This window comes from Pseudomonas guariconensis, from assembly GCF_900102675.1.
Classification (GTDB): domain Bacteria; phylum Pseudomonadota; class Gammaproteobacteria; order Pseudomonadales; family Pseudomonadaceae; genus Aquipseudomonas; species Aquipseudomonas guariconensis.
Genome location: NZ_FMYX01000007.1, coordinates 131,969 through 144,918 on the forward strand (window position 1 = coordinate 131,969; position 12,950 = coordinate 144,918).

Sequence of the window (12,950 nt, forward strand, 5' to 3'; positions counted from 1 at the left end):
AGCGTTTCCTCAAAGTGATTGCAGCAGGCGCAGGGCTGCCAGGGGCGTGTCGAACAACTGCAAGCCCTCGACGTCGGATTCGACCAGGCGCGGGCCGTGCGCGAAGACAGTGCCACCACCGGCCAGCAGTGGGATGTCGATGCCGGTCAACGCTGCCTTGAACGAGCGGATGTCGACACGGGTGCCGAGGTAGAAGATCACCGCCCGTGGCCGCAGGGCTTGCACCGCGCGGTGCAGGCAGGGGCCGGTGAGCGGTTGTTCGAGCACCTCCACGGCGATCGCACTGTTGCCGAGCAACCAGGCGCACAGCCAAAGGTGCGGATCGAACGCGCCATCGCCGCAGGTTGTGATGAGCACGGCGGGGCCTGGCAGCGACAGGCTGTCGTGCTGAACGCGCGCGCCCAGCTTGCTACGCAGCCAGGTGTAGAAGAATGCTTGCTCGAGCCGGGCGTTGAAGTAGCTGCGCCAGCGTTGTTCCAGGCTGTCCAGCAGGGGCAGCAGCAATTGCTCGCACAAAGTGAAGGCCGGATACAGTGCCATCGCCTGGTTGAATTGCTGGTCGAGAGCATGATGTGAAAGCGAGGCGATGGCCTCGATCATCGCCTGTTCGCGTAATTGCCAATCGCCCACCGGGGCAACGCTCGGCGGGCGTTCGAGCAGCTCGCGCACCTGGCCCACCGACGCGCCGCGTTCCAGCCAGCTCAGGATGGCGTGCACCCGCTCGACCTGTTCTGGCGGATAAAGGCGATGGCCTTTGGCGGTGCGCTGGGGTTTGAGCAAGCCATAACGCCGCTCCCAGGCCCGCAGGGTGATCGGGTTGACGCCTGTGCGCCGGGCCAGTTCGCCTATCGGCAGCAGGATTTCAGAGAGCATTGCGCAGGCCCAGGGGCGCGGGGTGTGGTTGCAGGTAAGCCTGTTGCAGCAGATAAGGGTCGGGGTGGTTGCGCAGGTGATGCTTGAGCAAGGTCAGGGGCACCACCAACGGCACGATGCCTTGCTGGTACTGGCCGATGAGCTGCTGCAGTTCGTTGCGGTCGCCTTGTCCCAGAACATCTCTCAAGTAACCACTCAGGTGCTGCAAGACGTTGCCATGGGTGCCACGGCTGGCGCGACGGCGTAGCGCCTGCATCAGCGCGCTGAAATAACGGGGGCCGATGTCGAGCGGGTCGTCGTCACGGCGCATGCTGCCGAGCATTCGGCCCAGTTCGCGATAGGCCTGAGGATTGTTGGCCATGAGCAGGTATTTGTAGCGCGAGTGAAAGCGCACCAGGGCTCCGCGGTTCAGGCCCTGCGTCAGCAGATGCTGCCAGTCGGCATAGGCATAGACGCGGCTGATGAAGTTTTCCCGTAGTACCGGGTCGTGCAGGCGGCCTTCTTCTTCCACCGGAAGATCCGGGCGGCGCGCGCAAAATGCACTGGCGTATGCACCTTGCCCCGGCAGGCGGGAGAGCTGACCGTCGTGCTGATAGACCTTCACCCGCTCCAGGCCACAGGACGGCGACTTCTGCATGAAGATGTAACCGCACAGGTCATCGAGCGACTCGGCCATCTGCTCGCCATAGGCGCGCAGCGGGCCCGACAGATCAGTGCCAGGGCTTTGGGGGGCTATCACTTCAGGGCGTTCAGGATCGCCGACCAGGCGGATAGCGGCGCGGGGAACGCCTAGACCAATGGCCACCTCAGGGCATACCGGAGCCCATTCGAAGTGATCTGCGAGCAACTCAAGGCACAGGGGAGAGGCCTTGTGACCGGCGTTGAAGCGCACGGATTGGCCGAGCAGACAGGCACTGATACCAATCCGCGGCTTGTCGGTGGGCGAAGCGATGTCCATGGCGGGTCTCCGGAAAACCTGTACGCTGATGTGCGTCTTGTACAGGTTCATTCCAGCACACCGAAAAACTTATGCAAGAGAAATTTTTTGTACAGCTCTGCGGATCGCGTTAATCGAGGTGCTCCAGCAGCCGCCGGGCAGCCTCCTGACCGCTGAGCCAGGCGCCTTCCACGCGGCCGGACAGGCACCAGTCCCCGCAGGCATACAACCCAAGGTCGGCATCGGCCAGGGCCCCCCACTCATGGTTGCCGGCCGGACGGGCATACAACCAGCGGTGCGCCAGGGCGAAGGTCGGTGGCGGCACGATGCAGCCAATCAACTCAGCGAATTCGCCCCACAGCTGCTCGATCACGTCCTCTTTGGGCAGGTCGATATGCTGCTTGCTCCAGTTCGAAGTGGCGTGCAGTACCCAGGTGTCGAGTTGTTCGTCGCGCCCAGGCTTGCTGCGGTTGCGGGCCAGCCAGTCGAGCGGGTTGTCCTGTACGAAGCAGCCCTGCATGGGCGTATCGAGGGCGGTCTGGAAAGCCAGGGCGACGGCCCAGGTAGGCTCCATCTGCACGCCAGCGGCCACGGCGGCGAGCTTGGGCGTCGCGGCCAGCAGCGGTGTCGCCTGGGGCGCGGGCACCGCGATCACCACACGGCTGAAGGGGCCGTGGCTGCACCCTTCGGTGTCCTGCAGGTGCCAGTATTGTTTGCCACGGAAGACTTCGGCGATGCGGCAGCCGAAGTTCACCGTCACGTCCTTGAGCAGGCCGCGGGTGATGGCGCTCATGCGCGGCACACCGACCCAGCGCGTCTGTTCGTCGGGTGAGGGGGTCAGTTCGCCGTCTCGGTAGTTGTACAGCTGAGGCTTCCACTGCTGCACCCAGCCGGCCTCGACCCATTGATGGACCTGCTCGACGAAACGCCGGTCACGGGCGGTGAAGTACTGCGCACCCAAGTCCAGTGCGCCCGCTTCGCTGCGTTTGCTGGCCATGCGGCCGCCGCTGCCGTGGCCCTTGTCGAACAAGTGGACCGTCTGCCCGGCTTTCTGCAGAGCCTGGGCGGCGGAAAGGCCGGCGATACCGGCACCGATGATGGCAATAGGTACTGTCATGATGGCCTCTTCGAACCTTGCTGTAAGCAGACTACGCTGTTAGGCAAACCTGTACAATGCACAAAATTTGTATAAGGTTATACCGCTCGATAGGGCAGGTTGGCCTATGTTTAATCCGAGAGCATCCGGTCTAAAAAGTGCCTTGTTCTTAAAAATAGACCACGGCCGCAACTTGCGAGGACACAGCCATGCATATATTGCTGACCGGCGGTACTGGCTTGATCGGCCGGCACCTGTGCCAGTACTGGCTCGGCCAGGGCCATCGCCTGACCGTATGGAGCCGTCGCCCCGAGCAGGTCGCTAAAATCTGCGGCACCGGCGTGCGCGGCATCGCCCGACTGGAAGACCTGGCAGCGGATGAGGAGGTCGACGCGGTGATCAACCTGGCCGGCGCACCGATCGCCGACCGTCCTTGGACTGCCTCGCGACGGACCCTGCTGTGGGCCAGCCGCATCACCCTCACCGAGCAGCTGCTGGCGTGGCTGGAGAGCCGTGAGCAGCGCCCCGAGGTGCTGATATCGGGGTCCGCGGTGGGCTGGTACGGCGACGGTGGCGAGCGGGAACTGACCGAGGCCTCGCCTCCGGTGAAGGAAGATTTCGCCAGCCAGCTGTGCATCGCCTGGGAGGAAACCGCCCAGCGTGCGCAACGGCTGGGCATTCGCGTGGTGCTGGTGCGAACCGGGCTGGTGCTGGCCAGCGACGGCGGCTTTTTGTCGCGCCTGCGCCTGCCGTTCAAGCTGGGGCTGGGCGGGCCTTTGGGAGATGGTCGGCAATGGATGCCCTGGGTCCATATAGAAGACCAGGTCGGCTTGATTGATTTTCTCTTGCAGCACAAGGACACCACCGGTCCCTATAATGCCTGCGCGCCAGAGCCGGTGCGCAACCGCGAATTCGCCAAGCGTCTGGGGCGTGCCCTGCATCGGCCTGCCTTCATGCCGACACCGGCGCTACTGCTCAGGGCGGGCCTGGGCGAGCTTTCGACGCTGCTGCTTGGCGGACAACGGGCGCGCCCGGTCCGCTTGCTGGCGGCAGGATTCACATTCCGTTTCAACGATCTGCAATCGGCCCTGGACGACCTGTCCAGCCGCCTCTGACATAGGATGCTGCATGACCGATCACGCCTTGCTACTGGTCAACCTGGGTTCGCCGGCCTCCACCTCGGTTGCCGACGTGCGCCGTTACCTCAACCAGTTCCTCATGGACCCCTACGTGATCGACCTGCCGTGGCCTGTGCGTCGTCTGCTGGTGTCGCTGATCCTGATCAAGCGACCGGAGCAGTCGGCCCACGCCTACGCCTCGATCTGGTGGGACGAGGGCTCGCCCCTCGTGGTCCTGACCCGGCGCCTGCAAGCGGCCATGGTCGAGCATTGGCCCCATGGCCCGGTGGAGATCGCCATGCGCTATGGCCAGCCGGCCTTGCCCGAGGTGCTGGAGCGTCTGGCGGCCCAGGGTGTGCGCAAGGTTACCCTGGCGCCGCTTTATCCACAGTTCGCCGACAGTACCGTGACCACGGTGGTGGAGCTGGCCAAGCAGACCATCGCAAATCGTCAGCTGCCATTGCAGATGCGCGTGCTGCAGCCGTTCTATGATCACCCCGACTACATCGATGCCTTGGTGGCCAGCGCCAAGCCGTATCTTGAGCAGGGCTACGATCACCTGCTGCTGAGCTTCCACGGCTTGCCCGAGCGACATCTGAAGAAGCTCGACCCGACCGGCAAGCATGACTTCCAGGCCGCCGATTGCTGCAAGGATGCCGATGCCCAGACCCGTGCGATCTGCTACCGCGGTCAATGCCTGGCCACGGCCAAGGCGTTCGCGCAAAAGATGGGGATCGCCGATGGCAAGTGGTCAGTGTCGTTCCAGTCACGCCTGGGGCGTGCCAAGTGGATCGAGCCCTATACCGAGACGCGTCTGGATGAGCTGGGCAAGGCTGGGGTGAAGAAGCTGCTGGTGATGTGCCCGGCGTTCGTCGCCGATTGCATCGAGACGCTGGAGGAGATTGGTCAGCGCGGCAGTGAGCAATTCATCGAGGCGGGAGGTCAAGAGTTGGTGCTGGTGCCATGTCTGAACGACCACCCGCAGTGGGTGAAGGTGCTGGCAGGGATGTGCGAAAAGGCCTGACTTTCTGAACACCTGTTCGGCCTCTTCACGAGTAAACCCGCGAAGAGGCCTGGTCAGGCTGAAGTCGGGTGTCAGGGCAACTGATCGTCCAGTTTCTTGTGCTTCCAGCTGTCGTTACCCGGCAGGATCAGGTTCAGGGCGATGGCCACGATGGCGCACAGGGCGATGCCCTTCAGACCCCAGTCATCGGGGCCGTCGCCGCTGCCGATCAATACGCCGCCGATGCCGAACACCAGGGTCACCGAGACGATCACCAGGTTGCGGGCTTCGGCCAGGTCGATCTTGTGACGGATCATGGTGTTCATGCCCACTGCGGCGATCGAACCGAACAGCAGGCACAGAATCCCGCCCATCACCGGTACCGGAATGCTTTGCAACAGCGCGCCGAACTTGCCGATGAACGCCAAGGTGATGGCGAAAATCGCCGCCCAGGTCATGATCTTCGGGTTGTAGTTCTTGGTCAGCATCACTGCGCCGGTCACTTCGGCATAGGTGGTGTTGGGCGGGCCGCCGAACAGGCCGGCTGCGGTGGTGGCCAGGCCATCGCCGAGCAGGGTACGGTGCAGGCCCGGCTTTTTCAGGTAATCGCGCCCGGTCACGCTGCCCACGGCAATGACGCCGCCGATGTGCTCGATCGCCGGAGCCAGAGCCACCGGAACGATGAACAGGATCGCCTGCCAGTTGAATGCCGGCGCGGTGAATTTCGGCAGTTCAAGCCAGGGCGCCGAGGCGATCTTGGCGGTATCGACCACCCCAAAGGCGAACGACAGGCCAAAGCCCACCAGCACGCCGGCGATGATCGGTACCAGACGGAAGATCCCCTTGCCGAACACGGCCACGATCAGCGTGGTCAGCAATGCCGGCATGGAGATCAACATGGCGGTCTTGTACGGCATCAGCACACTGCCATCACCGGCCTTGCCCATGGCCATATTGGCCGCGATCGGCGCCATGGCCAGGCCGATGGAGATGATCACCGGGCCGATCACCACAGGCGGTAGCATACGGTCGATGAAACCGGTGCCCTTGATCTTCACCATCAGGCCCATGAAGGTGTACACGAAGCCCGCTGCCATCACGCCGCCCATGGTCTCGGCCAGGCCGAACTGGCCCTTTGCGAGAATGATGGGGGTGATGAAGGCAAAGCTGGAGGCCAGGAATACTGGGACCTGGCGGCCTGTAACCAGCTGGAACAGCAAGGTGCCGATGCCCGCGGTGAACAGCGCCACGTTGGGGTCGAGGCCGGTGATCAGCGGCATCAGTACCAGCGCGCCGAATGCCACGAAGAGCATCTGCGCGCCCGAGACGACCTGGCGCCAGAGCGGGTCGTTGAAGCCGTCCTGCATGTTCAGGCGTCCTTCTGCTTGGTGCCGAAGATCTTGTCGCCGGCATCACCCAGGCCTGGGACGATGTAGCCGTGTTCGTTCAGGCGCTGGTCGATCGATGCGGTGTAGATCTGCACGTCTGGGTGGGCTTTCTCCACCACGGCGATGCCTTCGGGTGCGGCGACCAGGACCATGGCGCGGATCTCTTTGCAGCCTGCCTTCTTGAGCAGGTCGATGGTGGCGACCATCGAGCCGCCGGTGGCCAGCATCGGGTCGATGATCAGGGCCAGGCGCTGGTTGATGTCCGGCGCGAGCTTTTCCAGGTAGGTATGTGCTTCGAGGGTTTCTTCGTTGCGGGCAACGCCCACGGCGCTCACCTTGGCGCCCGGCACCAGGCTGAGCACACCATCGAGCATGCCGATGCCTGCGCGCAGGATCGGAACCACGGTGATCTTCTTGCCGGCGATTTTCTCGACCTGCACCTTGCCGCACCAGCCGTCGATCTCGTAGGTCTCCAGCGGCAGGTCCTGGGTGGCTTCATAGGTCAGGAGCGCGCCGACTTCCTGGGCGAGTTCGCGAAAATTCTTGGTGCTGATATCGGCGCGGCGCATCAGGCCGAGCTTGTGGCGGATCAGCGGGTGGCGGATCTCACGAGTAGGCATAGGGGAGGGCTCCGGGAGGCGGGCAAAAAAACGGCGGTAGATTAATCTATTCAGTCCGGCATGTCGTCTGCTCATTCTGGACGTTAGTCCATAAATGCTTGATCTGGGGCGGGCGGATGCGTACCTTTGCCCGCTTTTCCAATTCCGAGCCCCCTGGAGAGCGCCATGTCCGCCGATCTCGAGCATATCCGTCAAGTCATGCGCGAGGCTGACTGCCTGTACACCGAAGCCGAGGTCGAAGCGGCCATCGCCAAGGTCGGCAAGCAGATCTGCCAAGACCTGCATGACAAGAACCCGGTGGTCTTCTGTGTCATGAACGGTGGCCTGATCTTCGCCGGCAAGCTGCTGACTCACCTGCAGTTCCCGCTTGAGGCCTCCTACCTGCACGCCACGCGTTACCGCAACCAAACCAGCGGCGGCGAACTGTTCTGGAAGGCCAAGCCTGAGATTTCCTTCATCGACCGCGACGTGCTGATCGTCGACGACATCCTCGATGAGGGTCACACCCTCAGCGCCATCATCGATTTCTGCAAGCATGCCGGTGCCCGCTCCGTGCACACCGCGGTGCTGATCGACAAGGATCACGACCGTAAAGCCAGCCCGGACCTCAAGGCCAACTATGCCGGCTTGCCGTGCGTCGACCGCTACATCTTCGGCTATGGCATGGACTACAAAGGCTACTGGCGCAACGCCAACGGCATCTTCGCAGTCAAGGGCCTGTGACCATGCGCCAACCTGCATTCATCGACCACGCGTTGTTTGCCGAGTTGGCGCAAAAAGCTGCCGACAGCCCCCGTGGGCGGCAACACCATAATTTCCATGAGATGGAAGAACCCTGCCACCGCATGGCCGTCGGCCTGCAGCCCACCACCTACATCCCGCCCCACCGCCACCTGAGCGACGACAAGGCCGAGGCGCTGATCGTGCTCAAGGGGCGCCTGGGCCTGTTGATCTTCGACGAGCAGGGCGTGGTGATCGACAAGCGGGTGATGCAGGCCGGAGGCGATTGCCTGGGTGTCGACTTGGCGCCGGGTACCTACCATGGGCTGGTGGTGCTAGAAGCCGACAGCATGCTGTTCGAATGCAAGGCCGGGCCCTACCGGCCGGTGGGCGAGGGCGAGCGTGCTCATTGGGCGCCGCGTGAGGGCGAGCCAGGCGTGGCCGAATACCATGCGTGGATGCGTGCGCAGTTCGAGTAGCGTTCGCGGGTAAGCCTGGTCCGCAGTGCCTTTGGGGGCGAGTGTACCCACTGAGACGACACCGCAGAGCAAGGCAGTTTCACCATGAACCTGAGTGGCAGCGGTTTTCTGCGAAGGGACGCAGACGCAATCAAAAAGCGCCACGCCCACTCAGGATCCTGAACCCACCTCCATGCTAGAGTGCTTCTCCCTGCCAAGGAGCCTCACATGCGTGCGATTCTTCCTTTCCTGCTGGCGGTGAGCCTGCCGCTGTCCGCGGCGCCGCTGCATGGCCAGTTCCTGCCCCCCGATGAGCTGTCCCTGCGCCAAGAGGCTCCGACAGCCCAGCAACTGCTGCAGGTGACCGACTATTCGGTGGTGACCGGCATCCAGCGCCAGTCCGACCAGCAACCCATCCCGATCACCTCATCGTTGCTGTTGCGCCTGAAGGGCAAGCCCTTGAGCAAGGGCGCCACCCTCAGCCAGGTCTTGATCAATTTCGATGGCGAAGGCGGCAAGAGCCTGAAGAAGCCGGTCTACGACGAAAAGACCCGAACCCTCACCTTGAGCTATCCGCTGGCCAACTATCGAGTGATCATGGACCTGCTGCGCAACGAGACGTTGTACGTGCAGTTTCTCACTTACCCCAACGGTCATCTCTGGGCGGATCTGCACACCGGCACCGTACGTACGCGTTGAGACCCGCGGGCCGTGAGGGGTAAACTGCGGGCCTTTGAATGCCCATATGGCCCAGTTGGAGTCGGCAATGCGTAAAGACAAGAAGCAGGTGATTGGTGACGAGATCAGCGACGACTACGTCAAGACGTTCCTCCAGTTCGAGCCGGCCGATGGCGTGACCTCGCCATCGCTGCACAAACTGGTCAAGGCCTATCGTGGCCTGCGCGTAGACGATTTCGAGCGTTTCGTCGGCTTCTTCGTCGAGGCGGGTCTGGACCTGGACGGCAAAGATGAGCACGGCAAGACCTTTGTCGAGCTGATCGCCGACCAGCGCAATGCGCCTGAATACATCGAGATCATCAATAACGCCCGTGGCTGATCGGTAAGCCTGTGCCGACCTTTCGCGGGTAGGCCCGCTCCCACAGGGTTCATCGCAATGCTTGTGGGCGCGGTTTCCCGCGAAGAGCACCGCAAATCCAGGCACAAAAAAACGCCCCGAGGGGCGTTTTTTTGTGGGGTCGGTATCAAGCGTAGTGCTGGGCCGGGCTGCTGGTGTCTTCCACCATTTCCAGCGCTTCGTCGTTCTGTGCGCTGATCTTGTGGTAGAGCGCGGCATCGGTGGCCAGGACCTTCTCGCGAGCCGGGAAGATCTCCTTGAGCTTGGCAGCCCAGGCACCCTTGGCCTGCTCGGGGAAGCAGCGCTCGATCAGTTCAAGCATGATCGAGACGGTCACCGAAGCGCCTGGCGAGGCGCCGAGCAGGGCTGCCAGGCTGCCGTCCTGTGCCGAGACCAGCTCGGTACCGAATTGCAGAATGCCGCCTTTCTTCGGATCCTTCTTGATGATCTGCACGCGCTGGCCTGCAACTTCCAGACGCCAGTCCTCGGCTTTGGCTTCAGGGTAGAAGCGGCGCAGGGCCTCCAGGCGTTGTTCCATCGACTGCATCACTTCGCTGACCAGGTATTTGGTCAGGTCCATGTTGTCACGGGCGACGGCCAGCATCGGGCCGATGTTGCCCATGCGTACCGACAGCGGCAGGTCGAGCAGAGAGCCGTGCTTGAGGAACTTGGTGGTGAAGCCTGCATACGGGCCGAACAGCAGCGACTTCTTGCCATCGACCACACGGGTGTCCAGGTGTGGAACCGACATGGGCGGAGCGCCGACCGCGGCCTGGCTGTAGACCTTGGCCTGGTGCTGCTTGACGATCTCGGGGTTGTCGCAGCGCAGCCACTGGCCGCTGACCGGGAAACCGCCGAAGCCCTTGCTTTCGGGGATGCCGGACATCTGCAGCAACGGCAGGGCCGCGCCGCCAGCGCCGAGGAAGACGAAGCGGGCATCGACTTCACGGCTGCCGCCGCTGTTGACGTCCTTGATGCTGACGGTCCAGCCGCTGCCGTTGCGGCGCAGGCCGACGACCTTCTTGCTGTACTTGACCTGCGCATCGGCGCAGTTGCCCAGTTGCTTGAGCAGCTTGTTGGTCAGGGCGCCGAAGTTCACGTCGGTACCCTTGATCACGCGTGTGGCGGCGATGCGCTGGTCGGCCGGGCGGCCCGGCATCATCAGCGGCATCCACTGCTCCATCACGGCCTTGTCTTCGGTGTACTCCATCTCGCTGAAGGCATGGTGCTGTTTGAGCAGCTCGAAGCGCTTCTTGAGGAAGGAAACGCCCTTGTCACCTTCGACATAGCTCAGGTGCGGGACCGGATTGATGAAGGCACGTGGCGAGCCGAAGCTGCCCTTGCGCACGAGATAGGCCCAGAACTGACGGGACACCTCGAATTGGGTATTGATGTGCACGGCCTTCTTGATGTCGATGCTGCCATCGGCGGCCTGAGGCGTGTAGTTCAGCTCGCACAGGCCTGCGTGGCCCGTCCCTGCGTTGTTCCAGGGGTTGGAACTTTCCGCGGCACCGGAGTCCATCGCCTCGACGACCTCCAGCTTGATCGACGGGTCGAGTTCCTTGAGCAGTACGGCCAGGGTGGCACTCATGATGCCCGCGCCTACCAGTACCACATCAACCGATTCGTTCTGCGCCATTAACGCGTCTCCACAATCTACAGCACCTAATTGACAGCATAGGATCCCTGGGTTGGCCAGGATCGCCATGTCCGACTCTTCGCAGTTCTTGCCACTTCCGCGGACCCTGCCAATTCAGTCTTGGTGTTCGGCTATTGAACGCCCTTGCCACGGGTGCGGCAATTCGACTTATGGTCAAGGTATCCGCCGTGCGGTATGGACCGGCTTCAGTACTTCATCGAGGATGAGCACTTTTGCCGTCTGTTCGAGGCTGTTCGGGACGCATCTGTCGCTTTTGCACATGCCAGACTGTTCATTTGCTCGCCACACTCTTGTGAAGTTTGAAAAACCCGTTTTTTCACGCTCTTTTGGAACGTGAACCTCAAAAGGGACTGCGCGATGGCAATCCACAGGTTCCTGCAATGCGAAGGCCGGGACAGCAGGCGCGGCGGATGCAAGACCTGAGTGGAAGGCTCTCTGTGGGCAAAGCGTCGAAAGTGCCGTGGTCAACGGCGATGCGGGGCCCGATCAGGAGACGTCCTTATAATCGGGGGGAGATTATAACGATGTCGCGGGCAGAAAGGTGCGCTTAATGGGCTTTTTATTGCTGCGTTTGTCAGGCTGGCAGGGTGCGTTGCTGCCAGCGGCGGCTTGCGTGCGCGCAAACCCGAGCACTGTCCGGTAGCGGCTGACCAAGCCAGCCCAGCTGGGCTTCGCTGACCTGCACCCAGCCGCTGCTGCTGGGCCGTCGTGTGCAGTGCAGGAATCCAAGGCAATTGCCCTCGGCATCGAGGCGGACATAGGTGTTCTGGCGGGGGCGGGAGAAAAGCAGATTCCACAGCGAGGTCATGGCGGCGATCCTGTTCGGTCTGTCTGGCAACAGGATGAACGCCCGGCATGAACCCCATGTGACAACCGCAATTAAGGAGGCGGATCGGTTGCTCGGCTGCTTTTTCTAACAGCTTGCAGCGTGAAGCTTGTCGCTAGGTATACTGTGGGCCTTTGCCGTATTTTCTGGAGAAACGCGCATGTTGCAACGTCTGTTGTTCGGTTTGATCGCGGTGGCCAGCCTGAGCCTGGTCGGTTGTGCCCACAGCCCGCAACAACTCAGCCCGCAACCCAAGCTCACCGCCCAGCTCAATCCGGTCGGCCGTGGCCAGCCGGTCGTGGTCAAGGTGGTCGATGGCCGTGCCTCGCAATCGCTGGGGACCCGGGGTGGCATGTACCCTGAAACCAGCACTATCAGCGTCAGTGGCAACGATATCGTGCCCAAGCTGCAGGCCCAGGCCGAGGCCGCGGTACGCCTGTTGGGCTTCACTCCGACGCCCAACGCCTACAATGCCCCTCAGTTGACCGTGACCCTGGCCGAGCTCAAGTACCAGTCGCCCAAGGACAAGATGTATGTGACCGAAGCCACCATCGGCGCCAGCTTCCGTGCCGATGTGTCCAACGCCAACCGTCGCTACAGCGGCCGTTACGGTGCTTCCCTGGATCAGCGCTTCGGCATGGCGCCGAATCAGGAGACCAACACCAAGCTGGTCGGTGACGTGCTCAGCGATGCCCTGACCCGTCTGTTCAAGGACCCGACCATCGGCCAGGTCCTAGGCGAATAAGCGCAGCGCCCTCGATAAAAAGCCCGCTGCCGGGTGCTTCCGGTAGCGGGCTTTTTGTTGCCTGTGAAGAGGCTAAGGAGCAGGCCAGCTTGTCATGCGGCCTCTATACGAAAGTCGAGCAGGCTACGGCCGGTATAAATATCGACTTCGGGCAGGTTTTGGTGGGCATGACCACCCAAGGCGCAATAGACCAGCCACTGGCGATCCTGGACGTTAATGGCCAAGCCGTCGATCAGCGCCTGTTGTTCATCGCTCTGGGCGACAAGGTAGAGGCGGTCCTGGTTTTCGGCGTGCAACATGACAAGCTCCATCGTAGGAAAAGGCCGACAGGGTGGCCTGTCCTGATGACGAGCGTGTGACAGTGAAATTCAATGACAGTTGGTCGCAAAATCCGAGCAGCAGGATTGGGCTTGGGTAGAATGCCGGGCTTT

At 62.4% G+C, this 12,950-nt stretch carries 15 protein-coding genes; 7 read left to right on the forward strand and 8 right to left on the reverse strand.

Annotated features, from left to right (window positions below):
- Positions 1-9: 9 nt before the first annotated feature.
- The 3 genes from BLS27_RS13615 to BLS27_RS13625 form a co-directional block, all read right to left on the reverse strand.
- Positions 10-873: a MerR family transcriptional regulator gene (locus BLS27_RS13615; protein ID WP_043215322.1), complete on the reverse strand. Its 864-nt coding sequence runs from the start codon at positions 871-873 to the stop codon at positions 10-12.
- Positions 863-1,831, reverse strand: coding sequence for a YbgA family protein (locus BLS27_RS13620; RefSeq protein WP_070576948.1), 969 nt, complete (start codon positions 1,829-1,831; stop codon positions 863-865). Before BLS27_RS13620 ends, BLS27_RS13615 begins: the two co-directional genes overlap by 11 nt.
- A gap of 109 nt (positions 1,832-1,940) precedes the next feature.
- Entirely contained in the window at positions 1,941-2,927 is a 987-nt protein-coding gene (locus BLS27_RS13625; RefSeq protein WP_043215317.1) for an NAD(P)/FAD-dependent oxidoreductase, read from the reverse strand.
- 188 nt (positions 2,928-3,115) lie between these two features.
- Here BLS27_RS13625 and BLS27_RS13630 point away from each other — a divergent pair, with 188 nt between their 5' ends.
- Complete coding sequence (locus BLS27_RS13630; RefSeq protein WP_070576949.1) at positions 3,116-4,021, forward strand: TIGR01777 family oxidoreductase; 906 nt, start codon at positions 3,116-3,118, stop codon at positions 4,019-4,021.
- A 13-nt stretch (positions 4,022-4,034) separates the two neighbouring features.
- Complete coding sequence (gene hemH, locus BLS27_RS13635) at positions 4,035-5,048, forward strand: ferrochelatase (RefSeq protein WP_043215313.1); 1,014 nt, start codon at positions 4,035-4,037, stop codon at positions 5,046-5,048.
- A 71-nt stretch (positions 5,049-5,119) separates the two neighbouring features.
- On the opposite strand, the gene BLS27_RS13640 is transcribed toward hemH, so the two are convergent.
- Both BLS27_RS13640 and upp read right to left on the reverse strand, forming a co-directional pair.
- Entirely contained in the window at positions 5,120-6,394 is a 1,275-nt protein-coding gene (locus tag BLS27_RS13640) for a uracil-xanthine permease family protein (protein WP_043215312.1), read from the reverse strand.
- Between the two features lie 2 nt (positions 6,395-6,396).
- On the reverse strand, positions 6,397-7,035 hold the full coding sequence (gene upp / locus BLS27_RS13645) for a uracil phosphoribosyltransferase (protein WP_028691132.1): 639 nt from the start codon (positions 7,033-7,035) through the stop codon (positions 6,397-6,399).
- 165 nt (positions 7,036-7,200) lie between these two features.
- Here upp and BLS27_RS13650 point away from each other — a divergent pair, with 165 nt between their 5' ends.
- From BLS27_RS13650 to BLS27_RS13665, 4 genes are all read left to right on the forward strand, one after another.
- Positions 7,201-7,758 (forward strand): hypoxanthine-guanine phosphoribosyltransferase, encoded by a 558-nt coding sequence (locus BLS27_RS13650; RefSeq protein ID WP_043215311.1) that lies wholly within the window; start codon positions 7,201-7,203, stop codon positions 7,756-7,758.
- A 2-nt stretch (positions 7,759-7,760) separates the two neighbouring features.
- Complete coding sequence (locus BLS27_RS13655) at positions 7,761-8,234, forward strand: WbuC family cupin fold metalloprotein (RefSeq protein WP_090345215.1); 474 nt, start codon at positions 7,761-7,763, stop codon at positions 8,232-8,234.
- A 207-nt stretch (positions 8,235-8,441) separates the two neighbouring features.
- Positions 8,442-8,912, forward strand: coding sequence for a hypothetical protein (locus BLS27_RS13660; protein ID WP_043215307.1), 471 nt, complete (start codon positions 8,442-8,444; stop codon positions 8,910-8,912).
- A gap of 67 nt (positions 8,913-8,979) precedes the next feature.
- Positions 8,980-9,270: a PA4642 family protein gene (locus BLS27_RS13665; RefSeq protein ID WP_043215305.1), complete on the forward strand. Its 291-nt coding sequence runs from the start codon at positions 8,980-8,982 to the stop codon at positions 9,268-9,270.
- A gap of 145 nt (positions 9,271-9,415) precedes the next feature.
- Here BLS27_RS13665 and mqo read toward each other — a convergent pair whose 3' ends face one another.
- Together mqo and BLS27_RS13675 are read right to left on the reverse strand one after the other, a co-directional pair.
- A complete protein-coding gene (gene mqo / locus BLS27_RS13670; protein ID WP_070576955.1) occupies positions 9,416-10,927 on the reverse strand; it encodes a malate dehydrogenase (quinone) in 1,512 nt (503 codons plus the stop codon).
- Positions 10,928-11,522: 595 nt separating this feature from the next.
- Complete coding sequence (locus BLS27_RS13675) at positions 11,523-11,756, reverse strand: hypothetical protein (protein WP_043213802.1); 234 nt, start codon at positions 11,754-11,756, stop codon at positions 11,523-11,525.
- A 178-nt stretch (positions 11,757-11,934) separates the two neighbouring features.
- On the opposite strand from BLS27_RS13675, the gene BLS27_RS13680 reads away from it, so the two are divergent.
- On the forward strand, positions 11,935-12,519 hold the full coding sequence (locus tag BLS27_RS13680) for a YajG family lipoprotein (protein WP_090345217.1): 585 nt from the start codon (positions 11,935-11,937) through the stop codon (positions 12,517-12,519).
- Positions 12,520-12,611: 92 nt separating this feature from the next.
- Here the strand turns inward: BLS27_RS13680 and BLS27_RS13685 are convergent, their stop codons facing one another.
- Positions 12,612-12,818 (reverse strand): hypothetical protein, encoded by a 207-nt coding sequence (locus BLS27_RS13685; RefSeq protein WP_090345219.1) that lies wholly within the window; start codon positions 12,816-12,818, stop codon positions 12,612-12,614.
- Positions 12,819-12,950 lie beyond the last annotated feature (132 nt).

Excerpts from the sequence above, each read along its gene's own strand:
- BLS27_RS13615 (WP_043215322.1), bottom strand. The coding sequence starts at position 873 with ATGCTCTCTGAAATCCTGCTGCCGATAGGCGAACTGGCCCGGCGCACA.
- BLS27_RS13620 (WP_070576948.1), bottom strand. The coding sequence starts at position 1,831 with ATGGACATCGCTTCGCCCACCGACAAGCCGCGGATTGGTATCAGTGCC.
- BLS27_RS13625 (WP_043215317.1), bottom strand. The coding sequence starts at position 2,927 with ATGACAGTACCTATTGCCATCATCGGTGCCGGTATCGCCGGCCTTTCC.
- BLS27_RS13630 (WP_070576949.1), top strand. The coding sequence starts at position 3,116 with ATGCATATATTGCTGACCGGCGGTACTGGCTTGATCGGCCGGCACCTG.
- hemH (WP_043215313.1), top strand. The coding sequence starts at position 4,035 with ATGACCGATCACGCCTTGCTACTGGTCAACCTGGGTTCGCCGGCCTCC.
- BLS27_RS13640 (WP_043215312.1), bottom strand. The coding sequence starts at position 6,394 with ATGCAGGACGGCTTCAACGACCCGCTCTGGCGCCAGGTCGTCTCGGGC.
- upp (WP_028691132.1), bottom strand. The coding sequence starts at position 7,035 with ATGCCTACTCGTGAGATCCGCCACCCGCTGATCCGCCACAAGCTCGGC.
- BLS27_RS13650 (WP_043215311.1), top strand. The coding sequence starts at position 7,201 with ATGTCCGCCGATCTCGAGCATATCCGTCAAGTCATGCGCGAGGCTGAC.
- BLS27_RS13655 (WP_090345215.1), top strand. The coding sequence starts at position 7,761 with ATGCGCCAACCTGCATTCATCGACCACGCGTTGTTTGCCGAGTTGGCG.
- BLS27_RS13660 (WP_043215307.1), top strand. The coding sequence starts at position 8,442 with ATGCGTGCGATTCTTCCTTTCCTGCTGGCGGTGAGCCTGCCGCTGTCC.
- BLS27_RS13665 (WP_043215305.1), top strand. The coding sequence starts at position 8,980 with ATGCGTAAAGACAAGAAGCAGGTGATTGGTGACGAGATCAGCGACGAC.
- mqo (WP_070576955.1), bottom strand. The coding sequence starts at position 10,927 with ATGGCGCAGAACGAATCGGTTGATGTGGTACTGGTAGGCGCGGGCATC.
- BLS27_RS13675 (WP_043213802.1), bottom strand. The coding sequence starts at position 11,756 with ATGACCTCGCTGTGGAATCTGCTTTTCTCCCGCCCCCGCCAGAACACC.
- BLS27_RS13680 (WP_090345217.1), top strand. The coding sequence starts at position 11,935 with ATGTTGCAACGTCTGTTGTTCGGTTTGATCGCGGTGGCCAGCCTGAGC.
- BLS27_RS13685 (WP_090345219.1), bottom strand. The coding sequence starts at position 12,818 with ATGTTGCACGCCGAAAACCAGGACCGCCTCTACCTTGTCGCCCAGAGC.